General features: G+C 58.5%; 18 protein-coding genes and 2 pseudogenes. 12 read left to right on the top strand and 8 right to left on the bottom strand.

The features are described from left to right. The first annotated feature begins 407 nt into the window (after positions 1–407). On the top strand, positions 408–1,316 hold the full coding sequence (locus ACZ9DP_RS00970; protein WP_476199754.1) for an SMP-30/gluconolactonase/LRE family protein: 909 nt from the start codon (positions 408–410) through the stop codon (positions 1,314–1,316). A gap of 415 nt (positions 1,317–1,731) precedes the next feature. Here ACZ9DP_RS00970 and ACZ9DP_RS00965 read toward each other — a convergent pair whose 3' ends face one another. After that, positions 1,732–2,568 carry a Bug family tripartite tricarboxylate transporter substrate binding protein gene (locus ACZ9DP_RS00965; RefSeq protein ID WP_476199753.1) on the bottom strand — a complete coding sequence of 279 codons (837 nt, stop codon included), beginning with the start codon at positions 2,566–2,568 and terminating at the stop codon, positions 1,732–1,734. 704 nt (positions 2,569–3,272) lie between these two features. Between ACZ9DP_RS00965 and ACZ9DP_RS00960 the strand changes: the two genes are divergently transcribed. Beyond that, a complete protein-coding gene (locus ACZ9DP_RS00960; protein WP_476199751.1) occupies positions 3,273–3,572 on the top strand; it encodes a YciI family protein in 300 nt (99 codons plus the stop codon). Between the two features lie 225 nt (positions 3,573–3,797). Here the strand turns inward: ACZ9DP_RS00960 and ACZ9DP_RS00955 are convergent, their stop codons facing one another. Then, positions 3,798–4,526, bottom strand: coding sequence for a dihydrofolate reductase family protein (locus ACZ9DP_RS00955; protein WP_476199750.1), 729 nt, complete (start codon positions 4,524–4,526; stop codon positions 3,798–3,800). A 560-nt stretch (positions 4,527–5,086) separates the two neighbouring features. On the opposite strand from ACZ9DP_RS00955, the gene ACZ9DP_RS00950 reads away from it, so the two are divergent. Then, the gene (locus ACZ9DP_RS00950) at positions 5,087–5,557 is read left to right on the top strand and encodes a hypothetical protein (RefSeq protein WP_476199749.1); all 471 of its coding nucleotides are present in this window, start codon (positions 5,087–5,089) and stop codon (positions 5,555–5,557) included. A 31-nt stretch (positions 5,558–5,588) separates the two neighbouring features. Then, positions 5,589–6,329 carry a DUF4405 domain-containing protein gene (locus ACZ9DP_RS00945; RefSeq protein ID WP_476199747.1) on the top strand — a complete coding sequence of 247 codons (741 nt, stop codon included), beginning with the start codon at positions 5,589–5,591 and terminating at the stop codon, positions 6,327–6,329. 30 nt (positions 6,330–6,359) lie between these two features. Here ACZ9DP_RS00945 and ACZ9DP_RS00940 read toward each other — a convergent pair whose 3' ends face one another. Then, entirely contained in the window at positions 6,360–7,253 is an 894-nt protein-coding gene (locus ACZ9DP_RS00940) for a LysR family transcriptional regulator (protein WP_476199746.1), read from the bottom strand. Positions 7,254–7,432: 179 nt separating this feature from the next. Here ACZ9DP_RS00940 and ACZ9DP_RS00935 point away from each other — a divergent pair, with 179 nt between their 5' ends. The 6 genes and pseudogenes from ACZ9DP_RS00935 (at position 7,433) to ACZ9DP_RS00910 (ending at position 13,610) form a co-directional block, all read left to right on the top strand. Next, positions 7,433–8,149, top strand: a complete 717-nt coding sequence (locus ACZ9DP_RS00935; RefSeq protein WP_476199744.1) for a formylglycine-generating enzyme family protein — start codon at positions 7,433–7,435, stop codon at positions 8,147–8,149. Positions 8,150–8,262: 113 nt separating this feature from the next. Beyond that, positions 8,263–8,505, top strand: coding sequence for a hypothetical protein (locus tag ACZ9DP_RS00930; protein WP_476199742.1), 243 nt, complete (start codon positions 8,263–8,265; stop codon positions 8,503–8,505). A 282-nt stretch (positions 8,506–8,787) separates the two neighbouring features. Continuing rightward, the gene (locus tag ACZ9DP_RS00925; RefSeq protein ID WP_476199741.1) at positions 8,788–9,234 is read left to right on the top strand and encodes a (2Fe-2S)-binding protein; all 447 of its coding nucleotides are present in this window, start codon (positions 8,788–8,790) and stop codon (positions 9,232–9,234) included. Between the two features lie 14 nt (positions 9,235–9,248). Continuing rightward, positions 9,249–11,491: pseudogene (locus tag ACZ9DP_RS00920) on the top strand (xanthine dehydrogenase family protein molybdopterin-binding subunit). A gap of 84 nt (positions 11,492–11,575) precedes the next feature. Beyond that, a complete protein-coding gene (locus ACZ9DP_RS00915) occupies positions 11,576–12,916 on the top strand; it encodes a c-type cytochrome (protein ID WP_476199740.1) in 1,341 nt (446 codons plus the stop codon). Between the two features lie 94 nt (positions 12,917–13,010). After that, positions 13,011–13,610 (top strand): c-type cytochrome, encoded by a 600-nt coding sequence (locus ACZ9DP_RS00910; protein WP_476199739.1) that lies wholly within the window; start codon positions 13,011–13,013, stop codon positions 13,608–13,610. 323 nt (positions 13,611–13,933) lie between these two features. On the opposite strand, the gene ACZ9DP_RS00905 is transcribed toward ACZ9DP_RS00910, so the two are convergent. The 4 genes and pseudogenes from ACZ9DP_RS00905 to ACZ9DP_RS00890 all read right to left on the bottom strand — a co-directional run bounded on the left by ACZ9DP_RS00905 (position 13,934) and on the right by ACZ9DP_RS00890 (position 19,636). After that, positions 13,934–15,040, bottom strand: a complete 1,107-nt coding sequence (locus tag ACZ9DP_RS00905) for an alpha/beta hydrolase (RefSeq protein WP_476199738.1) — start codon at positions 15,038–15,040, stop codon at positions 13,934–13,936. A gap of 281 nt (positions 15,041–15,321) precedes the next feature. Continuing rightward, positions 15,322–16,435 (bottom strand): annotated as a pseudogene (locus ACZ9DP_RS00900) (PQQ-dependent sugar dehydrogenase). Positions 16,436–16,969: 534 nt separating this feature from the next. Continuing rightward, a complete protein-coding gene (locus ACZ9DP_RS00895; RefSeq protein ID WP_476199737.1) occupies positions 16,970–18,010 on the bottom strand; it encodes an alcohol dehydrogenase catalytic domain-containing protein in 1,041 nt (346 codons plus the stop codon). 240 nt (positions 18,011–18,250) lie between these two features. Continuing rightward, positions 18,251–19,636 carry an aldehyde dehydrogenase family protein gene (locus tag ACZ9DP_RS00890; RefSeq protein ID WP_476199736.1) on the bottom strand — a complete coding sequence of 462 codons (1,386 nt, stop codon included), beginning with the start codon at positions 19,634–19,636 and terminating at the stop codon, positions 18,251–18,253. Between the two features lie 667 nt (positions 19,637–20,303). Between ACZ9DP_RS00890 and ACZ9DP_RS00885 the strand changes: the two genes are divergently transcribed. Next, a complete protein-coding gene (locus ACZ9DP_RS00885; RefSeq protein ID WP_476199735.1) occupies positions 20,304–21,077 on the top strand; it encodes a carboxymuconolactone decarboxylase family protein in 774 nt (257 codons plus the stop codon). A gap of 19 nt (positions 21,078–21,096) precedes the next feature. Here the strand turns inward: ACZ9DP_RS00885 and ACZ9DP_RS00880 are convergent, their stop codons facing one another. Beyond that, a complete protein-coding gene (locus ACZ9DP_RS00880; RefSeq protein ID WP_476199734.1) occupies positions 21,097–21,987 on the bottom strand; it encodes a LysR family transcriptional regulator in 891 nt (296 codons plus the stop codon). Positions 21,988–22,107: 120 nt separating this feature from the next. Here ACZ9DP_RS00880 and ACZ9DP_RS00875 point away from each other — a divergent pair, with 120 nt between their 5' ends. Then, positions 22,108–23,304, top strand: a complete 1,197-nt coding sequence (locus ACZ9DP_RS00875) for an arabinose transporter (protein WP_476199733.1) — start codon at positions 22,108–22,110, stop codon at positions 23,302–23,304. Positions 23,305–23,404: the final 100 nt, after the last annotated feature.

Genomic DNA, 23,404 nt, shown 5'->3' with positions numbered 1-23,404 from the left:
CTGCCGTTAACAGCGATGCCGCGCCATTTGGGCGAAAGCCCGGCCAACGCGGCGTTGCTAACCATGGCGGGTCTATCCTTGCGATCGGTCCGTCGCCGGCGCCCAGACTAAGGTGACTGCCGGAGCAGCATTGCGGTCGCCTCGTTCCTGTGGCAACACCCGGCGGTTTTCCCGGTAATGTTCGCCGTTCCTGTGGTCTCCTGGTCACCGGCGCGATTGCTGGCTTGCAGGGCAGGCGGGACCTCGCGTTCCTCAGGACGTCACGACCGCAGCCGATTCCCCGTCGCCGCGCTCGTGCGTCTGGGCCTAGCCGACCACCTCCCGGTTCAGATCAGATCACGAAAAAGAGCTGGCATACCGGACTGCAATTAAAAAATATCACGACAAGACGGCGAAGGAGCAGAATAATGTCTGAACACTACGAAATCGTGGACAAGCACTTCCAGGAGAAAGTCGCGGCGCTTTTCCCGCCGGAAGAGCTGTTCAGCGGCGGCCTCTTCACCGAAGGCCCCGCCTATTTCCCTGCGGGACGCTATCTTCTGTTCACCGACATTCCGAACGACCGCATCCTGCGCCTGGACGAGACCGATGGCTCGATCAGCGTGTTCCGGCAGGATTGCGGCCATCCGAACGGCCAGACCGTGGACCTTGAGGGCCGCTTGCTGAGCTGCGAGCACCGCCATCGCCGCGTCAGCCGAACCGAGCATGACGGCAGCGTCATCACCATCGCCGATCGCTGGCAGGGCAAGCGGCTGAACTCGCCCAATGACGCCGTCGTCACTTCGGACGGGGCGGTCTGGTTCACCGATCCGCCCTATGGCATCCTGCACGATCTCGACGGCATGAAGGCAGAGCCCGAGATCGACGGCTGCCATGTCTACCGCGTAGACCCGATGACCGGAAAGGTCGAGGCCAAGATTACCGACATGGTCATGCCCAACGGTCTGGCCTTTTCCAAGGACGAAAGCACTCTCTATGTCGTGGATAGCGGCAAGAGCCACCATGAGGACGGCCCAGCCCATCTGCGCGCCTTCAAGGTGGATACTGGCAACCGCGTCAGCGGTGGCGCGGTCTTGGCTGACTGCCCGGTTGGCATCTTTGACGGTCTGAGGCTGGACAGCGACGATCATATCTGGATTAGCACAGGCGACGGCGTCTATTGCTATGGGTCGGGCGGCGCGCTACTGGGCAAAATCAAGCTTGGAAAGATTGTCGGCAACCTGACCTTTGCCGGTCCCCGGCGCAACATGATGTATGTTTGCGCCACGAACGCGCTTTATCGCATCAGGCTCAAGATCAACGGCCGGACCCGCTAGAGGTCCCGGTCGGGTTCGCCGTCCGCCGTGATTTCAGGGGCGCTAAGGACGATCGGGCCGCGAACGGGCCGATGCCGACATAGCGGTCGGCTTTGGCGTAACAGGTCTGCCAGACCGACTGCCCGCGTAGTCGATGACTGAACACACTCGCTGTGGCTGTGACGCGACGGAAACGCCGAAGAGTCCACGCAAGAACCAAGTTTGAAGATCGATCCCAAAAAGGTGCTCATTTTAGTAGCGACTGCCGAGCACAACAGTCTCAAAGTGCTGCTGGTGCGCTTCAGGTCATGCCAGCGGTCGTTTTCGGCTCTAGGAGATGAACCAGGCAAGTCGTGAACTCAAAGGAACGCTCCTGGAAGGTCTTGGCGCCCACCGCCGCCCTCACGGTTCAGCGATGGGCAACCGAACTATTGGTCTACAAAGTGATTCCGAGTTCGCGGATCAATGGCTGCAAGAGCGCCTTGTCGTCATGCCAGCGTTTCAGGAAGGTTTGCGGATCGCTGGCCGGCATGCCCAGGCCGAGTTCTTCGTAACGCGCTTTCACATTCGGATCCTGCAACGCGAACGCAAGCGCATCGCTGAGACGGTTGACCAGTTCATCGGGCGTGTCATGAGGCACGATCATTCCCTGCCACGCCCCGGCGGTGAATCCCGGAAGGGCCTTTTCGCCAAACGTCGGAAGATCTGGCAGGGCCGCCAGCCGGGATGCGGAGAATGTTGCCAGCGGCTTCAGATCGCCAGAACGGATGACCTCCCGGGCGGTGGTATAGTCGATGACGATGGAGGGAACGACGCCCGCAAGAACGTCATTCAGCGCCGGTGCCATGCCACGATAGGTAATGTGCTCAAGCTTCACCCCGGCCTCGCGCGCTAACCGCTCCATTGCAAGATGCAGCGGGCTTCCCACGCCAGGGCTTGCATAGGCTACCGGCTCGGAAGCAGTTTTCGCATGATCGATGAACTCCGCCACCGTCTGGTACGGCTGAGCTTTTCCGACGGCCAGGAGGATGTTGATGTCGGCATAGACGCCGACGGGGCGAAAATCCTTTTCCGGATCATATTGCAGGTTCTTGTAGGCGACCGGGTTGATGATCAATGTCCCATTATCGGCCGCGCCGATCGTCAGACCATCGGGGCGGGAGTTCGCCAAAGCCGCCGCTCCGATTGCACTGCCGGCGCCCGGACGGTTATCGACGATGATCGTCTGCTCGAGCTTTTTGGACATCGGCCCACTGAGCAGTCGTGCGATCACGTCAGTCGATCCTCCCGGAGGATATCCGACAATCCAGCGAATCACTTCCGACGAACTGGTTGCACTGGCTCGCGTGGCCACTAGACCCAGCGCGCCCAGCGCAAGTCCGCCAGCGATGAACCCACGTCTCGTTGTGTCTCTCAATACCATTTGCCCCTCCCGAAAAGTTAAATGCGCAGCAAGCCGTCTTGCTGCGACCTCACACGATTATGCTGGAAACGCCGGCGAGCGGTGCTCCAAACTCCTCCTACTCTTCACGATAGCTGCGGTCTCGAGGAAGATACAAGGCACGATTCTCTTGGGGTATAACACAGACTTATATGACGCCTGACACCAGAACTGGTGTGAAGTCCACGGGCGGTCCACCAGGCATTACTCCGAAGCGAGTTGATAAAGGAGCGGGTTTCCCGTCATCGCGGGCGCTGGCAATCGGACAAAGCAGGCTCCTCCAATTTGGAAAATCCCCGGGGCAAGGCTCCAATCTGGCTAATCGTACAGGGATGCATTGCAGCGAATGCTTTTCGAATAACTCAAAGTTATACCCGCTTTCTCCTGATGATTGCCGCGCGGCAATCCCAAAGGTAAACGGCAGAGACAAAGTCAATTGATCCAGACATCCGCTCGGTTTCGACCGCTTGTGATCGTCAGAGCCGGCATAACAGGGGTTGTGTTTGGTTATGCGGGTCGCCCTGAGGAGAAGGCACATGGCCTATGTTATTATGTTCGTTGATGATCCCGAAGTTCTGGAAAAGAAAAAACAACTTCGTTCAACTCATCTGGAATACGTGATCAAGAATGCCCATCGTATTATCGCAAGCGGCGGCCTCTTTCCTGACGATGACGATTTTCCCAACGGCGGCCTCATTATCCTAGACACCGACGATCGGCAGGAAGCTATTAACTACATCGAAAATGATCCGTTCTTCTTGAACGGGATTTTCAGCAATTACACCGTAAGCCGCTGGAAGAAAGCGATCTTCAATTTCGAGCGCGTCTCGATCTGATCCGATCATGCAGATCGGGATCGCCGGATTTGTAGTTCCGTCAAGATGAAAATGGAGCGCTCGTGCCTCCATCTGCATTTTTGGGCTGCACTGTCTTTATCTTTTCCGGCCCGAGGAAGAGGCAGTGCTGGTGATGCCTTGCATCACGGTGAAGCCGAGGTTGGCATCAACGGCTGGCCGCTATCGGAACCATACCCTGTGGTCAGAGAAGACCGCGTCGCATCACTACGCTGCCGGGCGAGGCGCAGGTTCGACCGCGTGACGTAACCAGACCAATCCGCCTTCCAGCGTTTCACAGGCAATAAGCCGAAGAGCTTGGCCCGCGCCAGGACGTTGATCGCCTTCGGCGCCATCCCAGTCGACGATGCCTGGCGTCCCGGCGACGCCGTCGACGCCGGGAAAGATCAAGGTGCTGAATTCATCGATCAGCCGTTGAGCAAGGAACGCCCCGTTAATCCTGCCGCCCCCTTCCAAAAGCAGCTTCTTGACGCCGAAGACGGACGCGAGCTGTGCCATGGCGCCAGGCAGATCATCGCCTTGTGGCCCGGCGAAAACATAGGAAACCCCATCCTTTCGCAGTTCACTGAGGTAGACGTCCGAGACGTGTTCGCCCAAGACCGCGACGACATGATCCCCGCCGATATTGTCACCGCCATAGTGCACTCGCCCGGACGGGTCGATGGCGACGGCCAGGTTTCGACCGTTCCGATTGGCGACATGAGGCTTGCGCTCTACTGGTAGGACATTACCAACGGTTCGCTCATGTCCCTTGGCGATTTCGGCCATCGTCACCCGCCCAACGATCCACCCTTCAGCATCAAACCGGGACGCCACCTGCTCGTAGTGCCCGCGCAATATGTCGGCCGAAATGCCAGCCGCAACTGATGTGAACCGGCTGGGATGAAGGCGGCCATCAATCGAGGTGACCATATGGCAGATTATATAAGGGCGCATAGCGAACGGAACTCCCGGATTGCCTGGAAGCACGACACGTTGGAACAGTACGGTCGTGCGCCCTTATTATCTCAAAGTCGAGAAGCGCTGTTTAGAGCCCAAATTACGCACACGCTCATGAGTGCGGCTCATAAGTGCGGCGCCTTTTCCAAAAAAATCCTTGCGCTCCGGACAGGTCCTTTGCTGCGGTGGAGCGAGCGTGGTCGGCGGAATGCGCCGATCCTGTGATTGATGAATCTGCCTCATATCTACAAGCGCTCAGGGACGGCTAATTGCGCACCGGGTGATCTGTTATGTCTGCGCAGATCAATGCCTCGGAACGCTCCCTCTGCAGTTTCAGGCGACCGGAGCAGTCAAGCTCTTTCGTTGAGCTACGCGGGTCTTCGGAGTTTCGTCGCGGGGTCGCAGAAAAGTTTGGCGGACGTTTGGTCGCGAGATTTCCATCTGTCGAAACCGCAAAGGCTGCCCTTCGATTGAAGCCGGGGGCGGAACCAGAAAGAGAACCCGGGGATCCCTGGAGACAACCCCAGAGCCTGTGCCCCGAGAGGATGCGTAGAAAGATGAGACTTGTGGGACGGTTCAGGTTGGTATCGATCGCAGGCGCGATCGTTTTTGTCGGTAGTTACCTGATGGCGCCCGAAGGATCGGGACCGACCCCCGCTTTTGCGGAGGCGAACGCAGTGACGTTTCCGCCGCTCGACCAGCTGGAGCACTACACGACGGTGCGGCGTGGGATAACAAGGGAGCATATGCTTACCAGCAGGGCTGCACTCGACGCGATCAAGGCTGGCGAGCAAGTTCCAACTGGCACGCATGTGGTTTTGGTTGACTATCAGAGCGACGTCCTAACCCGCTATCTCGTCGCGCAGAAGACGGGCGAGGGTATCGACGACTGGCAATACCAATGGTTCTGGCCGGATCAGGCGATCAAGGCAGATGAGAACATCACCCAATGTTATTCGTGCCACCAGCGATCCCGCCGCGAGCGGCAGTTCATGTTCACCTTCAGCGACGCGCTCGGTTTCAAGTGAAGGCGCCCGGGTTGGAAAGGAGCCTACCAACGTGACAAACATCCTTGTTGCCCGCCTCGCGCTGCCGGCCGCAATGGCGATACTGCTTCTCCTCTCGCTTGCCTATTGGTGGCTCGAAAACCTGCCGCATGAATTATTCGGGACCGGGCTGTTCGCATTGCTCGCATGGCACATTGCAGTCAACCGGCTCTGGTTCAAGAACCTGTTTCGAGGACGTTATGATACGCGCCGCACACTCATCCTCGTGCTCCATCTACTGCTGATCGCGAACATGCTGGTCCTGCTCGTCACGAGCATCGTGATCTCACGATCAGTGTTTGAGTTCCTCCCCATTCCCGACATCATCTATCTGCGCGACATCCATTGGTTCTCGGCCTATTGGGCGATGATCATCGTGGGCGTCCATCTCGGGCTGCACTGGGGCCGCGTGATGGCGATGGTCGGTTCGTCTCTGGGGGTCTCCCAAGAGAATACGATGAGGACGCTGGTGCTTCGCGCCACCGCGTTTCTATTCGCCGGCTTTGGCGTCTGGAGCTTCTCGGTGCTCGGCGTTGGGACCAAGCTGACGTTCAACTATAGCCTGGATTTCTGGGACTTCACGGCCTCGGTGACGCCGTTCTTCGGATATTGGGCGGGCGTGGTTAGCCTTCCTGCTGTCGTCACTCACTATGTCATGGTGTGGTGGCGGAGGCGGCGCCGTGCTGCGCCACCCGACAGGCAGCAGGCCCGCATTGCGGAAAATGAAGTGTTGAAGGAAGCGACAGGCGCATGAGTGCGCTCCATTGGTTGGCACTGTCTGACGCTATTCCCGATGGCGTAACGCGTCGAGCACAGCGATGAAGGCCGGGGAGGACTGACGGCGGCTCGGATAGTAAAGGTGGTAGCCATCCCAGTATGGAGAAAATTTCTGCAGGACGCGCACAAGCCGCCCATCCTCGACGTAAGGCAGAATCACCTCCTCTGGAATATACGCAAGGCCGAAGCCGTCCAGCGCCGCTTCGAGGATATCGAAGGTGTTGTTGAAGCTCATCTGGCCATCGACACGAATTCTGAGTTCCCGGCCATCTTCCTCAAATTCCCAGGCATACAGTCCGCCGGAGCTCGGGAGTCGGAAATTGATACAGGTGTAGTCAACGAGGTCTTTGGGATGGTTCGGTTTTAGATGGCTGGCGAAGTAAGAAGGAGCGCCAACGACGGCGAGGCAGAAGTCTGGGCCGATCCGGGCGGAAATCATGTCTTTGGCGAGGTGCTCGCCCATGCGTACCCCGGCATCGTAACGCTCGGTGACGATATCCGTCAGCCCGTTGTCGAGAACGAGTTCGACTCGGATATCTGGATAATCCGGGAGGAGCTTTCGCAGCTTGGGCCACAGGACATACTTGATCGCATAGTCGGCAGCCGTAATGCGGATCGTGCCTGCCGGTTTGTCGCGCAGGGCGCTGAGCGCGTCGACCTGGACCTCGATCTCGTCGAAATGCGGACCGATGCCTTCAAGCAGGCGCTCGCCAGCTGCAGTCAGCGACACGGCGCGAGTGGTGCGGGTCAAAAGCCGAACGCCAAGTTTAGCTTCAAGGTGGCGAATTGTATGGCTCAAGGCGGATTGCGAAACGCCGAATTTGGCGGCAGCTCTGGTGAAACTGCGTTCCCTCGCAACAGCCAAGAAAGCCATCAGGTCGTTAATGCTCTCGCGTGGCAATCATGAATCCTTTTCATATGATGATGCCCGTTATAGCGCTAAAAAGATGATTAGGACAGCGGCCGGATCGTGGCTCTTGGTAACGTCAGCATCACGATGGGATCACATTTTCGAAGGCTGAAACCGTCGCAAAGCTGGGGGAGACAGCATAGCTATGGACCAATGGGAGAGACAAAGAAATGACGTCACGGCAAAACGGATCTCTTGTGGTGGACAAGAGAGTGACAGTGGGCGAATTTCGGGTGTTTGTGATGCGCACCGGGTATCTCACAGACTGCGAAAAACGTGCTAGCGGTTGGGTCATTGCGGCTAAAAAGCGATGGCAGAAAAAGCCTGATGCCTCTTGGGACCACCCGTATATGCTGCAGGACGAGCACGATCCGGTGGTCCTGGTGAGTTGGTATGATGCGATAAGCTTCGCGAACTGGAAGAGTGCCCGCGAGGGCTTGTCCACAGCCTACACGCTCGTTCAGACAGAGGGCCACCGGACAGTCGAGCTGAACCCTGCTGCAGGTGGCTATCGTCTGCCGACTGAAACCGAATGGGAACGAGCAGCGTCCGCCGGGATGATCGACGAATTTCCTTCCGTCGCCGTCTCCACGCGAAATGTCAGCATGCCACCTCGTGCGTGGTGGGTAGGAGAATCATTATCAGACAAACTCGAATGGTGCTGGGATCTGGCCGGAACGGTTCCCGACGAGGGCGGACCTAGCGCACGCACACCGGTTTCCGGCGCGTCGCGAGTATGCCGAGGATCCGGCGCCGGAAAAGAAGAGCAGATGCCGGGATGTCGCGGCGAATGCGACCCGCTAACCGCAACGAGTACGCTTGGTTTCAGATTGGTCAAGGGCCAGTTGCACCGCGGGCAGGAACCCCTCGCTCGATTGATGAGCTGACCTCATGTCAACATGCGGTTTATGCAACCTAGTACCGTAGCATCCGCACTCCTATCTCGAGGCGCAAGGATGACGACACCTTGGCTTGGATCGAAAGCGGTAAGGAGGTTCTAGTGTCTTACAACCCACACGACTACATCATCGATGGTCGCCGCATTTGCGCGGGATTTGCCTTGGCCACCGTCGTCTTGATCGGATTGTTTGCGATCAGCATCCCCTCGACCTCCGGCGAGACCGATGTCGTGGGAGAGGCCTATAACATGTATAGCGGAGGGCGTTTCGCTCCCGTGGTGAACTGTCAGGATGAGCAGGTTTCAGTCGCGCAGCCCCGGAGTATTGTATTATTCGAGTCATAGAACACACTTTGGTCGCTGGAGCCGTTTCGTCCCCGACGTCATTCATGAATATAACTCATAACAACAAGCGATTATCGCGCTCTAATGCGCAGCCAGGCAATCGGCTAACGTCGAATTCGACTTTAATTCCCGACCGCCTTGACTGAGAAGTTCCGAAACCGCGGATGGAACGAAACTTTGGACCGAAGCGTCTCGCTGAACATCGGCAAATTTGCGAAATCGAGACGCGCGGCTGGTGGCTGCAAGACTATGCACTACGCAACAACATCTGAGGAGTGATCCATGGAACTGACCATCAACGGTTCGACGCACCAAATCGAGATCGAGGCGGATACGCCACTGCTTTGGGTTTTACGGGACGAACTGGAGATGACCGGCACCAAGTACGGATGCGGGCTAGCCCAGTGCGGTGCCTGCACTGTTCTCGTCGACGGACAGCCGATACGATCCTGCGTAACGCCTGTGGAGAGCGTAGCCGGTGCTTCAATCATGACGATCGAGGCGATCAGTGACGATCCCGTGGGCAAGAAAGTCGTCGAGGCATGGGTTTCCCAACAGGTCCCACAATGTGGCTACTGTCAGTCCGGTCAGGTCATGGCGGCCACGGCGCTGTTGAAGCAAAGCCCGCAGCCGAGCGACGCTGATATCGCGGGTGCGATGATCAATCTGTGTCGGTGCGGAACCTACAACGCGATCGCGGCTGCCGTCCGGCAGGCCGCCCAAGCTTGATGTGGGGGGATTTCATGAACGACATGCTAGCAGGTGCCGCTGACCTCATGACTGACGAGGACGGCAAGCCATTCAACCTCTCCCGGCGCGGCTTCCTTGGCGCATCGCTCGGCGCATTGGTATTGGCGGTTTCGTTCCCGGCCGGACGTGCCAGGGCGCAGGCCGCGGCCCGCAACCATTGCTCCCGGCACGCGGGTGCGCGCCTTTCTGGAAATCCGTCCCGACAGCACCGTGCTGTTGCGCAGTGCCTTCATCGAGGGTGGACAAGGCGTCTTTACCGCAATGGCGCAGATCGTCGGTGAAGAGCTGGATGTAGATCCTGTCCGGTTCGTGGTGGAAGCGGCCCCTCCCGGTCCAGACTACCTTCTGATCGGTGGCTTCCGTTTCACCGGTGGCAGCATGTCGGTGCGCATGAGCTACGACCCGATGCGCAAGCTCGGCGCTTCGGCCCGCCAAATGTTGCTGCAGGCCGCCGCGACACGACTGGAGGTGCCTGTAGCCGAATTGTCGACGGAACCGGGCCTGGTTAGACACGCAGCCTCCGGGCGAACGATCGCCTATGGCGAGATCGCCGCCGCCGCCGCCGAGCTGCCCGTCCCGACCGAGGTCGGGCTGCGCGATCGCAAGGATTTCCGTTGGATTGGTAAGCCGGTTGCCCGACTCGACGTGCGCGACAAGTCAACCGGCAAGGCGCATTATTCTATCGATCAGAGGGTTGACGGCATGCTTTATGCCGCCGTCCAGCACGCCCGTCGTTTGGGTATGGAGCCGGGGCAGATCGTCAACGAAGCACAAGTTCGCAGCATGCCGGGCGTCCACTCCGTCCACCGGCTGCCTGGCGCCGTCGCGGTGCTTGCCAACAGCTGGTGGCGCGCTCGCCGCGCCGTCGAAGCCCTTCAGGTAACCTGGAGTGAGCCAGCAGGCCAAACGCCGCACGCCATGCCTGCGGATTATTCGTCCGAGGCTCATATGGCGATGCTGAAGACCGCGCCAGGCGAAGGTGTCGCCTTCGAAACCTTCGGAGACGTCGCAGGCGCGCTGAGCGGAGCCCAGCGCACGTTGGAGGCGACCTATGACGCACCCTATCTGGCACACGCTCAGCTCGAGCCGCCCTCAGCACTCGCCCGATGGAACGAAGATGGGACCCTTGAACTGTGGCTTCCCAACCATGGCGCCGGAAATGTTCCAGGCGGATGCCGCGAAGGTGGCGGGCATAGCACCGGAAAAGGTCATCATCCATTCGCAGATCCTCGGTGGCTTCTTCGGCCGCCATTTCCTCTATCAGACGGCCAATCCATATCCTCAAGCCATCATTCTGGCGAAGGCGGCCGGTCGTCCGGTCAAGCTGATCTGGAGCCGCGAGGAGGAATTTCTGCGGGACGCGTTGAGGCCGATGGCGGCCGTGCGCTTTCGCGCAGGTCTTGACGCCAGCGGGGTGCCGGTCGCGTTGCATGCAGTCGCCGTCGGCGAAGGTGCTACCGGGCGTTGGTTCGGCCGTCAGCCGGACAAGGTCGACAGTTCGGCGGTCGAGGGCATCGCGGGGAAAGTCTATGCGATCGCGAACCGGCGCATCGGCCAGATTCATGTCGACGACCCGACAATCATCGGGTTTTGGCGTTCCGTCGGCCATTCGATGAATGACTTTTTCTATGAGACATTTTTCGACGAGATGGCCGACGCAGGTTCGCAGGATCCCTACGAGTTGCGGCATCGCCTTCTGGCGGATAGCCCCAGGCAGAAAACATTGTTGGAGGCGGTGGCCGATCTTTCGGGAGGATGGCGGCGTGGTCCCTTCACCGCCGAGGACGGGACGCGACGCGCGCGTGGCGTTGCCATGGCTTCGCCGTTCGGAAGCGAGGTTGCAACAATTGCGGAGGTGTCTCTTCGGCAGGGCGAGGTCGTGGTTCACGATGTCTGGGTGGCAATCGATCCTGGCAGCATCGTCAACCCGGCCGTTATCGAAGCCCAGGTAAACTCGGCCGTTGCCCTCGGCCTGTCGTCTGCGCTGATCGAGGAGGTTGTCTATGAAGAGGGCGTGCCGAAAGCGCGCAACTATGACGGCTATCCGATTCTGACGCCGGACCGGATGCCTCGCGTTCATGTGCGGATCGTTGAGAGCGGGGCGCCGATGGGCGGCATCGGAGAGCCAGGCTTGCCGGGCGTCCCTCCGGCGGTGGCGAATGCCGTGGCGGTTCTGACCGGCCAGCGCATTCGGAGCCTGCCTCTTTCCAAAACCCGATTCGCCGACAGCATTTGAGCCGGATATCTGACCTTCCTAGCACTTTCCTCGTTGGGCCATCGCCCCGAGCGAGAAGTCAAACACGATAATGGTTGACCTACATTGAGAAAGCTTTCCGTATTTCTGGCTATCGTGCTGCTGGCCGCCGTTGGAATATTCTGGTTTGCCACCAGAATTCCGTCATCCCCCTTTGATGGTGTGGCGAGTCCCCGTGAAACGCTTCCCGTCGAACGCGGTGAATATGTCGCCCGCCTGGCAGACTGCGTCGCTTGCCACACCACCGAGCATGGTGCCCCTTTTGCGGGTGGCCTTGCGATGGGCACGCCGCTCGGCACAATCTTCACAACGAACATCACCCCCGATCGAGCAACCGGGATCGGGAACTTTACGCTTGCCGAGTTCGATAATGCCGTGCGGCGCGGCGTTGCTCCGGATGGACGCCGTCTTTATCCGGCAATGCCCCACCCGTCCTATGCGAAGATGAGTGATGACGACATCCGGGCTCTCTACGACTATTTCATGAACCACGTGCAGCCGGTCCAGAAGACCAACCAGGAAAGCACGATCCCATGGCCGCTCGATATGCGTTGGCCGCTGGCGTTTTGGAACCTCGTGTTCACTGAATCTCGTTCCTATCAGCCGGACCCGGCCGCAGACGCGTTATGGAATCGTGGCGCGTACCTGGTGCAGGGACCGGGGCACTGCGGCAGTTGCCATACGCCGCGCGGTCTTGGTTTCCAAGAAGTTGCGCTTGATCAAAGCGATAAGCGCTTCCTGTCGGGCGCTCTGATTGACGGATGGTATGCGCCGAGCCTTCGTAATGATCACAATACAGGCCTTGGGCGCTGGAGTGAGCAGGACGTCGTCGCATACCTGAAAAATGGCCGCAATCAGCACGGTGTCGTGTTCGGATCGATGATGGAGGCGTTCAACAATTCCACGCAATTCATGACCGATCAGGATCTCGCGGGGATCGCCCGCTATCTGAAATCCCTGCCGGGCGATACATCGCGTGACGGGGCGCCCTGGTCTCATAATGGCACCACGCTCCCAGCGTCCGCCGCAAGTGCTGCGACGACCGCGCCTGGCGCACAGACCTATATGGCACGTTGCAGTTTCTGTCATGGGCGTGACGGTATGGGCCGAGGCGACTCAATCGCGCCTCTTGCAGGCGTCAGTTCTGTCCTGTCTGCGGAAAATGCTTCGACCATCAACATTACCCTCAATGGTTCGGGACGTGTCGTCGCAGCCGGCGTGCCGGATGCCTATCGCATGCCGACATTCCGCGACCAACTGAGCGACCAGGAGATTGCCGATCTGCTGACCTTCGTCCGCTCGTCCTGGGGCAACCACGCAGGACCTGTCACCCCTGCGCAGGTCCGGGCGATGCGCGAACACACCAACCCGGCAAGCAGCGATCCTATCATCCTTCAAATGAGATGAGCGAAGGCGGCTTGTTCGCCTGGGTCGCCATGCCTCTGGGGAACAGTCGGCGTAGTCAGTATCGATTGGTGCCCGTCCTTTTAAGGTGTCCAAATTGAAGTTGATAATCTACGCATTGGTTGCATCGCTTCTAAGTGCGGGGGCAAATGTTGCCCTCGCTCAGACGACAGAACATGCCGCAGGCGAAAGGCTGTTTCAACTACGCTGCGGCGCCTGCCACCAGATCACGACACCACCCAACGGCATCGGCCCGAATCTGCAGGGTGTCGTTGGTCGCGTGGCCGGCAGTGTCCAACAGTTCAACTATTCGTCCGCCCTGAGGGATTCCGGTATCATCTGGAATGCGCAGACGCTGGAGACCTGGCTCAGCAATCCGACGGCAATGGTTCGCGGCACACGGATGATACAGCGTTTCAACAATGCCGAAGAGCGACGCTCGATCATCGAGTTTCTGAGCGCTCTAGGGGCGGAGCTTCTCTCGCAAAGGCGATGGTGGCGGCCGCATGAGCCACGCGGTTGCGACAGGATATATGTGAGAGATTGGAACATGAAGAAGGGGCGCCTCCCAGAGGGGCGCCCCTTCTCGCACGCTTGGCGTTCCACGTCTCGACACCGATACCTGTGGGAGGATTCAGATACTCCGGTCGAAAGGTCCGCCACGCGTTTCTCGAAAAACCAAATGGTCTGTGGCTGAGCCGCATGCGGCATCGTAAGCGTGCCAAAAGCTCGACTTTTGAAATTGGGTTGCCGCGTGACTGTCGCTCAACGCAGATAATCATTTATATCCATCGTGAGCGGTAACATCTGCATCGGACCAAGTTGCATTGTTATCTACCAGATCAGCGGTAACATCCCCCGGCTCTAAGTCCGATTCTCAGCATATTTGTTGTTCCCACTTGCCGTATCGGCCATTGTCACTGGCCGGCGCGCAACAGGAATAGTAGACACTGGAGGGCACAAGAGACTTTAGGGGCTCTCCAGATGCCTGTTCAGGTCACAATCCGTAGCCCGGACCGGTCAGGCAGCGATGAGGTGCTGGTCGAAAAAGGAGCTGAGCTTGTCAAACGGAATGACATTCACGCGGTCGTAAAGATCGACGTGGCCGGCGCCGGGGACAATGACAAGCTCCTTCGGCTCAACAGCGCGCATATAGGCATCTTCGCTGAACTCGCGGGAGTGAGCAACCTCGCCAGAGATGAACAGCATCGGCCGGGGAGAGATTGTCTCGATGTCGTTGAAGGGATAGAAATTCATGAACTTGACGTTGCTGGTCAAGGTCGGATGTGTCGTGGTGAGAGGCGTCGCGCCTTCGGGGGTGACTTCGCCTCTCGGCGTGCGGTAGAAATCGTAGAATTCACGCTGAATTGCGTGAGTGTCCGCGGTCAGTTCATTCACCGTCCCGCCGGTGTACTGGATTTCGCCGCCGGTGAATTCCACATAGCGCTGCTCGGCTGCGGCTGCGATGATTTGCTTTCGCTGCTCGACAGTCTGCGAGTGGTTGAGCGCGTTGCGGGTAACAGAGCCCATGTCGTACATGCTGACCGTCGCGATGGCTTTCATGCGCGAGTCGATTTTCGCAGCACTGATGACAAAGCTCCCGCTGCCGCAGATCCCGATCGCACCTATCCGATTGCGATCGACGAATGGCTGGGTGCTCAGGAAATCGACCCCAGCACTGAAACTCTCGGCATAGACCTCCGGCGAAACCAGGTTGCGGACTTGGCCTTCACTCTCGCCCCAGAAAGGTAAATCGATGGACATCGCGACGAATCCCTGTTCAGCCATTTTCGTGGCATAGAGATTTGCGCTTTGCTCCTTTACCGCACCCATGGGATGCCCAACGATGATCGTCGGATTCTTCGCATTCCGGTCAAGATTATTGGGAATGTAGAGGTTCCCAGCGACGTTCATCTGATACTGAGTCTTGAACGTAACCTTCTGCAAGCTCACCTTGTCGCTGGTATAGAAGTTATCCGCGCCGTTTGACATATCTTGCGCCACTGCCAGGGGCATGCCGACCGTCATCGTGGCGACGCCGGCACCGGTGAGTTTCAGCAGGTTGCGCCGGTCGACGTCAAGACCGCTCCCGTTGTCCAGCTCAACAGGGTCATGGTTCTCGTTCATCGGTTTATCTCCATATGGGGTTCGTGACGTCAGACATGTAATTCGGCTGAGATGGCTTTATTAGCGCCCGCGTTTCGCTCGTTGTTATGAGATCAGCTCATGAATGGGTGCATCGTAGCTGTGTAGCGAGCGTCAAACAGGCGTCATTGACGTCGGTATCAGGACCGACCATGAGGCTTGACGACGGGAGAACAGTTTCGACGGATCTGCCATCATAGATGTCGCGATTTTGTTGGGTGAGGCGTTCGAGGACCCAAGGCCGGCTTCTTCACCGCGACCGCTTAATCTTCTGGTGTCAGCCGCAGAAGCTTGCCGGGATTGCTATCCTCGATGATCCAGACCGCTCCGTCCGGCGCCACTGCCACATCGCGAATACGCGCAGCCATATCCCAGCGCTCGGCCTCATCCGGCTGGCCCTCGGAATCGAAACCCACCCGCACCAACGACCGGATTGCGAGACCACCGATCAGGGCAGATCCTTGCCATTGGGGGAACAACTCGCCCTTGTAAAAGGCGAGCCCAGCAGGCGCGATCACTGGGGTCCAATAGAGCGCCGGCCCGGAAAATTCCGGCCGGGTGGTGTGGCGAGGGATGGGCGAGCCGTTGTAATTGTCGCCGTTGGAAACCAAGGGCCAGCCATAGTTTCGGCCGGGCTCGATGAGGTTTAGCTCGTCGCCGCCCCGCGGTCCCATTTCGTGGAGCCAGAGTCGGCCATCGGGCGCGAACGCCAGACCATAGGGATGCGATGACCCGCGCTCCATGTCTGGGCCGGCACCCGACCTTCATCGGCATGCGGATTATCCGCTGGCGCGCTGCCATCGAGGTTGAGGCGCAACACCTTACCCCGCGCCTGGCCGGGATCCTGCGCGCTCATCGACTGCATTCGGTCTCCCGCAGTCAGATACAAATGCGCACCTTGTGGGTCAAAGGCAATGATACCACCGGGCTGACCACCACCGCCCGCCGGGGTCTGCCGCCAGATGACGGCGCTGTCAGCGAGCTTTGCACCGTTTTGCGATATTGCCAGTGTCGCGCGGGATAAAACGAGCCTGCTGCCGCCATCGTCGGGCTCGGTGTAGGTGACGTAGATTCGGGAACTAGCCGCGAAGTCCGGAGAGACGGCGATGTCCAGAAGACCATTCTGGCCGGCTGCTGCGACAGCGGGCACATTGGCGATTTCGGTCTTCTCGCCGGCCTTAGTCACCAAAAAGATTTTCCCAAGCTTCTCGGTCACGAGCATCTGAGGAAGGCAATTGCCCAAGGCGTGCTGAACTCTGCGATGGCCTGACTGAAGAAAGGCCGCGTGCGGCTCTCCGCGCGCTGTCCAGCGTTGATGCTTTGTGCATGGGCGCTAGGATGAAGAAGGAACGCTGCGACCAGCGTTGCCGATGCCATGATTGTCTTGCACAGTATCATGATGCCTCCGTCTCGCGATGACTGAAGCACAAATAGGAGGGACGCGAGCGCTGGATTAGCGCGCAAACGCGCTTGTCGTCATGAGCGGTGTTCATAAATGAACCGAAGACTCGACATCGGAATCGTTAGCGACCAAGCCAAGCACCTCGGGGCTCACAGTCTCGCTCCCTTCGAGGAGGCTAAGCGCTGCCAGGGACGGGACGCAGTCGGTCAGTCGGTGCCTTCGACCGCGTTCTCGCGCGGGAGAAGCCAGGATCGGCGAAGTGACTTGTTCCAGCGATCAAGGAAGACAGGCGTTGGAAACGTCGTCGTTTGGCAAGAAACTGTTCGATTGCTGCCCGCGCGAGCACGATCGTCTAGGGCAGGGAAGTTTGTTCGCGCATTGCTCGGCTCTGCTCGATCGCTCGCAGTCGCCAGCATTTTCATACCGTGACGATGCGGGTTGTCGATGAGCAGTTGAGGATGGCTTCTCCCATCCCCTTACCCCGTTTCAACGAGTTGGATCTAACCCCCTCAGAAGCTGGTTATCACCACGTAACCTGACGTTGCGTACTTATCCATATCCAGGAGCACTCCGCTGACCTCGCTGATGTTGACCTGTCTGGTGACCAGAGAGCGTGGCTTCAATCGCCCGTTTGCGACGAGGTTGAGTAGTTCGGGAAAGGTCGAATGCGGATTGCCATTGCTTCCAGCCACGGACACTTCCATACAGACCATATCGTCAACCGGGAACGACACCTTTCCTTGGTCCTCCTTGCCGGTGAGGCCCACCAGAACCAACCGTCCCCCCTTGCGCAGGCATTTGACAGCGGGGACGGAAGTCCGGCTTCCGCCCAGCGCATCGATGGCGACATGCGGTCCAAGTCCACCCATTTCCGTGCGAATTTTTGCCGCTACCTCTTCGGCTGACAATCCCTTTGCCGAAATCGCCAATTTGGCCCCGAGCTTGCGAGCTAGTGATAGTTTTTCTTCATCGATATCAACCGCGATGGCAATTCCACCGATCGCGGTGCAAATTTCAATGGCGGCCAGCCCAACGCCACCACATCCGAAGACCGCCAGATACTCGCCGGAGCGCACGAGGCCGCGATCGCGCACCGCCCGCCATGCCGTCATATAGCGGCAGCCAAGTGCAGCAGCCGAGAGTTCGTCAACGTCATCCGGCAGCTTTATGCAGTTCAGGTCCGCGGTCGGGATGCGGGCATATTCGGCCCAGCCACCGCCACCCGGCACAAAAACCGGATTCAGAGCATTGTCGCATATGTTTTGATGGCCTTTCTCACAATACGGGCAGTGCCCGCATGCGAGATTGAAGGGAATGGTGACCCTCTGACCGACCTTCACCGTTTTGACCGCCGAGCCGACCGCCGCAACCACGGCACCGATTTCATGTCCGAGAACCGCTGGCGTCGGAAGGTCCACCAGCCAACGCCAATCCCCATTCCAAAAATGCCAGTCGCTCCGGCAAATTCCACTCGCAGAAATTTTGACAAGCGCCTCGTCAACTCCAATTTCAGGAATTGGAACGGATCTGACCTCAAGCGGCTGCCGCACCCTGTGCATAACCGCTGCTCGCATGGTCGAGGGAAGTGATGTGTGTATGCTTGTCATCGAATGACCTTTCTATCCACGGAAGGACAGGGAGCGCCGAAGGCGCAACGAACCGCGTTTTCCCACAAGCAATCTTCAGCAAGGTCGCAGTCGAGTTGGTTTTCTCAACCGTGTGACCGGCGTTTATAGCGGCAGGAACTGCGTTCGCGTGTGAATGCGAGAAAGTGACGCGTCGTCTCCAGGTTAACTGTTGACCAGCTGAAGCTGCGTATACTCCTCTAGACCGTCCACCCCGAAACCAGATTGCTTCGCGCCTCCAAACGGCAAGTGGACGGCCGCATCATCATGCTTGTTGATCCAAACGGAGCCCGCATCAATCTGTTTTGCCACTTCAACCGCTCGATCCCGGTTGGACGACCAGACGGAGCCGCCCAGCCCATAGCACGTCGCATTGGCCCGCCTTATGGCATCCGAGATCTCGGTATATTTTATGACCGGCAGAATAGGTCCGAATTGTTCTTCGTCGACGATCCGGCAACCTTCCTGGACATCTCGAACGATTGTCGGCTCGATAAAATAGCCGGCGCGCTCGATCACCTTACCGCCGGTCAAAACCGTTCCGTTTTCTTTCGCATCGGCGAGGAATTCCTTCAGTTTTTCCAGCTGCGCCTTATTCTGCACCGGGCCCAAGGTCGTTCCCTGTTCCAGCCCGTCGCCGACGACGGCTTTCTCAGCAAGTGCGACGAGTTCCTTGCACACCTCGTCATATTGTGACTCGTGAACATAAAGCCGCTTGATCGCGACGCAAACCTGTCCGTTGTTTGCGAAAGCCTTTGCAAATATCCCAGAAGCAACGGTTTGGGGGTCGGCATCGTCCAAGACGATGGCAGGATCGTTGCCGCCCAATTCCAGTGTCAGGCGCTTAATGGTGTCCGCGGCACTGCCCATGATTTTCTTGCCGGTCGCGGTAGATCCGGTAAACGTAATCTTCGCAATGTCCGGATGTGTTGTCAGTGCTTGGCCGAGGTCGTTGTTGTCAACAATAATGTTCAGAACACCGGGAGGGAGAATATCCTTCACGAGCTCCCCGAAGCGCAACATCGTCAGCGGCGTGGTCGGAGCCACTTTCGCGACAACCGTGTTGCCAGCAAGCAAGGCCGGCGCAATCTTCAGCACCGGAGTGACGATGGGAAAATTCCACGGGGTGATCGCCGCCACGACTCCCAAAGGCTTGCGGATGATTTCGGCATGGCGGCGGTCGCTGTCTTCAAGTACCTCCGGTGGAAATTCGAGGCCTGAGATATGCCGGAATGCGGCTGCCGTGTAGAGCACCTCTCCCGTTGCATCGCGCAGAGGCTTGCCCTGTTCCATGGTCAGCAGTCTGGCAAGCTCTTCAGAATGACTTTCCACGACATCAGCCAGCTTGGATAACGTCTCTTGTCGCTTCTTAAACGATGTCGCAGCCCAGATCGGAAACGCATTTTTTGCGGCGGCGACGGCGGCATTGAGCTGCGCAAGAGAAGCACGGGAACAAACCGCTACGATTTCCTCGGTTGCTGGATTGATGACCTCCAATTCGAGGTCACCTTTCTTCAGAGTTCCATCAATCAGCAATTCATACATGGCCATACCTCCTAAATTCTGACCTGAAACCCAAGCGTTGGGCAACGTGCTTCATCAGCGCCAGCGACTAAAGCATCCCAAAGGACAGGTTGATGCTTCAATCACAGGCGGCGACGTACTGTGCTATGCGCGTTGGCTATTCTCGCTTGAAGGCGCCAAAGCGCAGCGAGGGCGGCATGGTCCTCATTCCAGCCGAATGCCAGTCCTCCCGGCCGTTTACTGTCGCTGCGTTTCACAATCAAATTCCACGCATTCTTCAGCTAGTGCAGGAAATGGCGTGACGCAATCGACGAATTCAAACCGACAGGGGAGGGTATAAACAGAACTTATCTCCACGGGCTCTGCGATGCAGTCAGCTTGCTTGCCGCCGGTTCGTCGCGCACCACCGCAACAGGTGGTAAGGCGTTCACGCTGATTTGCTCGAGGAATAGACAGAATGGCTCAATCCCGCGGCCTCGCGCAGTTCTTTCCAAGCTGCGGCGGCGGAGTTGAAATATCCTCTGGGGACGGCGAGACGCCGCCGGTCGCGCAGCCGTTAAAAAGGGCCTATCGGTTTTCATGAGCGCAGTTCATAACTCCTATCAGGAATGAGCCCCTTATTTCCGATAGATCGGGACCTATCCTTTACGCAGGCTGCCTTGTCGAGCAACGACCTGAATAGAGGAACCATTCCATGAAATTACTTGCCGCGTCCGCGCTGTGCTTGTCCCTTGCTGTCACCCCGGTCCTTGCCGAAGAGACTCGAACATTCGTTCAATCCGTGTCCAGGACGGATATTCAACGCGTTTCTCCAGCCCTCGACAAATATGTCAACGCCACTCTGCTTGGCGAGGTATGGAAGCGGCCGGGCCTTAGTCCGCGCGACCGTAGCATCGTCACAGTCGCGGCACTGATTGCGAAGAACCAGTCGGTCGAGATGCCGTTCTATTTCAACCTTGCACTCGACAACGGCGTCAAGCCGGACGAGCTGTCGGAAATCATCACGCACCTCGCATTCTACTCCGGCTTTCCAAATGCGGTCTCGGCAGTCTCTGCAGCAAGGGATGTCTTCGAAAAGCGCGGCATCGGATCTGACCAGCTTCCACTGGCATCGCCGGAATTGCTGGCTCTCGACCAACTGGCGGAAAACGATCGCGCAAAGCGCGTTCAGGAAAGTGTCGGGCCGGTCTCGCAAGGTGTCGTCGACTACACTGACAAGCTCTTTAAAGATGTCTGGCAGCGGCCCGGTCTAGCACCTCGCGACCGCAGCCTCGTGACGGTTTCGTCCTTGGTCGTGAACGGCCAAACGGCCCAGATCTCCGTTCATCTCAACAAGGCGATGGACAACGGGATCACAAAGGAGGAGGCATCCGAGGTGCTGACGCAGCTCGCCTTCTATGGGGGATGGCCAAACGTCTTCTCGGCGGTACCGGTGTTCAAGGATGTCTTCGAAAAACGTTCTGGCTGACGCTGATGGCTTAACGCCACTATCGATGGCGCAAAGCGTCCAGAACGACGGAAAATGCGAGCGACGGCTGCCGTCGGCTCGGGTAGTAGAGGTGGTAGCCGGTCCACGCGGGCGTCCAGTCCTGCAGGACTCGGACAAGGCGTCCGGCGTCGATATAAGGCTGGGCAAGGGTTTCCGGCATGTAGCCCAGGCCGTAGCCGTCCAGACAGGCGGCCAAGACCTGATTGATTCCGTTGAACGTCGCCTGTCCCTCGACCCTCACGCGTATCTCCTCGTTGTTTTTCTCGAACTCCCACACATAGTTTCCGCCGTGGGTCGGCAGGCGGAGGTTCACACATTTATGCGACGTCAGGTCCTGAGGAACAATCGGAGGTTCACGTCCCTCGAAATAGGACGCAGATCCGACGACCGCAAAGGCCTGGTCGGGAGCGATGCGCACGGCGATCATCCCGTTCGCCACCGTCTGGCCGAGACGGACGCCAGCATCGAAGCGTTCGGTCACGATGTCCGTAAGCCCGTAGTCCGTCATTATCTCGATGTTAATGTCGGGATAGTCGACCAGCACTTTCGACACCTTCGGCCAAAGATATGTATCGATTGCGAAGTCCACGGCCGTGAGCCGAACGGTGCCGGCCGGCTTTTCGCGAAACTCGGTCACCGCTTGAAGTTCATCTTCAATTTCCTGGAACCGCGGACCAAGCTTTTCGAGAAGCCGTTCTCCCGCTGTTGTAGGCGTGACGCTCCGCGTCGTGCGCGTCAACAGTCTGACGCCCATCCGTTCTTCCAATTGCCGCACAGAGTGACTGAGGGCCGACTGCGAAACGCCCAGCTGGGCTGCCGCACGGGTAAAGTTCCGTTCTCTCGCAACGGCGACGAAGAAGAGCAGATCCGTAATGTTCTCGCGTAACATTTATGAACACTCCTCATATGTGTTTGCCGTTTTTATCAGATTATCCCATGGCCAACCACCGTCTATAGTCAAAGCCAGTTCACGGAACGCACTGCGACTGATCAAAACGAGTTTATCAAAATGTCATCCGAACTCCTCACCTCGACGGCAGTCTCACGACCGATCGGCATTGTTCTCCTTCCAATTATGCTGGCTGTCTTTATCGCCTTCCTCGTAATCGGCCTTGCGCTTCCAGTCCTGCCGCTTCATGTGCATAGCGGTCTGGGGCTCGGCGGCTTCGCCGTCGGGCTGGTCGCGGGGGGACAGTTCGCGGCATCGCTCGTGTCGCGGGTGTGGGCAGGCGATTTTGCAGATAGCAAAGGAGCCAAGCAAGCCGTCGTTTACGGCCTGGTCGGTGCGAGCGCTGCAGGGTTGCTCTACATGCTCTCTCTGGCGTTCGTCTCAACGCCCGCGGTGTCGGCGACGATCCTCCTCGGCGGTCGCGCCCTCCTTGGGGGCGCCGAGAGCTTCATCATCACCGGGGCGGTGAGCTGGGGCCTTGTTCTTGGGGGACCGTCGAACACGGGAAAGGTTATCGCCTGGGTCGGCACGGCCATGTATGCCGCCTTCGCGGTTGGGGCTCCGCTCGGCGGTGCGCTTTACGGTGCCTTCGGCTTCACCTCCATCGCTCTTGCCACCGCCGCGGTCCCCTTTCTCACTCTAGCGGCCGTTCTTCCCCTCCAGCCGGTACCTCCACAGCGAAGAACGCCAGCTTCTGTGCGCACCGTCCTCAGCGCAATCTGGGTGCCGGGATTGGGACTGGCAATGAGCAGCTTCGGCTTTGGTGCGATGATGACATTCGCATCGCTGCTTTTTGCCGAAAGGGACTGGAGCCCGGTGTGGCTGGGGGTAACGGGCTTTGCTGCTTCGTTTGTCCTTGCGCGGCTCTTTTTCGGCCACCTGACGGATCTACTTGGCGGCGCTCGCGTCGCGCTCGCCTGCCTTATCATCGAGGCCGCCGGTCTCGCTTTGATCTGGCTCGCGCCATGGAAGGGCGTCGCCTTTGCCGGTGCGCTGCTTACAGGATTTGGCTATTCGCTCGTCTATCCAGGGTTCGGCGTTGAGGCTGTCCGACGCGCTCCTGCCGAAAGCCGTGGATTGGCGATGGGAACCTATACTGCCTTCCTTGATCTGGCGCTCGGCCTGTCCAGTCCTGTTCTCGGACTTCTGTCGGGGCAAGCCGGAACCGGCAGCGTCTTTCTCGCGAGCACCATCGTCGTCGCCTGCGCCACCATCGTCGCGGTATGGCTGATGAGGCGGCGACCCGCAGCTGCATGATTTATCGACAGCGCTCATAACAGCATGCGCGGAATCGAACCTAATCGCGGAGAAACCGCGCCCTAAATTGAACAACGCAGAAAGGGAAGACCATGGAGAT

Source organism: Rhizobium sp. USDA 4016, assembly GCF_056279705.1.
The sequence above is the reverse complement of the archived record's forward strand: the minus strand, read 5'-3'. Positions and strand labels throughout refer to the sequence as shown.

Bases quoted from the DNA above. Each gene is read 5' to 3' on its own strand.
- ACZ9DP_RS00960 (WP_476199751.1), top strand. From the start codon at position 3,273: ATGGCCTATGTTATTATGTTCGTTGATGATCCCGAAGTTCTGGAAAAG.
- ACZ9DP_RS00935 (WP_476199744.1), top strand. From the start codon at position 7,433: ATGACGTCACGGCAAAACGGATCTCTTGTGGTGGACAAGAGAGTGACA.
- ACZ9DP_RS00970 (WP_476199754.1), top strand. From the start codon at position 408: ATGTCTGAACACTACGAAATCGTGGACAAGCACTTCCAGGAGAAAGTC.
- ACZ9DP_RS00880 (WP_476199734.1), bottom strand. From the start codon at position 21,987: ATGTTACGCGAGAACATTACGGATCTGCTCTTCTTCGTCGCCGTTGCG.
- ACZ9DP_RS00875 (WP_476199733.1), top strand. From the start codon at position 22,108: ATGTCATCCGAACTCCTCACCTCGACGGCAGTCTCACGACCGATCGGC.
- ACZ9DP_RS00905 (WP_476199738.1), bottom strand. From the start codon at position 15,040: ATGAACGAGAACCATGACCCTGTTGAGCTGGACAACGGGAGCGGTCTT.
- ACZ9DP_RS00950 (WP_476199749.1), top strand. From the start codon at position 5,087: ATGAGACTTGTGGGACGGTTCAGGTTGGTATCGATCGCAGGCGCGATC.
- ACZ9DP_RS00890 (WP_476199736.1), bottom strand. From the start codon at position 19,636: ATGGCCATGTATGAATTGCTGATTGATGGAACTCTGAAGAAAGGTGAC.
- ACZ9DP_RS00925 (WP_476199741.1), top strand. From the start codon at position 8,788: ATGGAACTGACCATCAACGGTTCGACGCACCAAATCGAGATCGAGGCG.
- ACZ9DP_RS00955 (WP_476199750.1), bottom strand. From the start codon at position 4,526: ATGCGCCCTTATATAATCTGCCATATGGTCACCTCGATTGATGGCCGC.
- ACZ9DP_RS00885 (WP_476199735.1), top strand. From the start codon at position 20,304: ATGAAATTACTTGCCGCGTCCGCGCTGTGCTTGTCCCTTGCTGTCACC.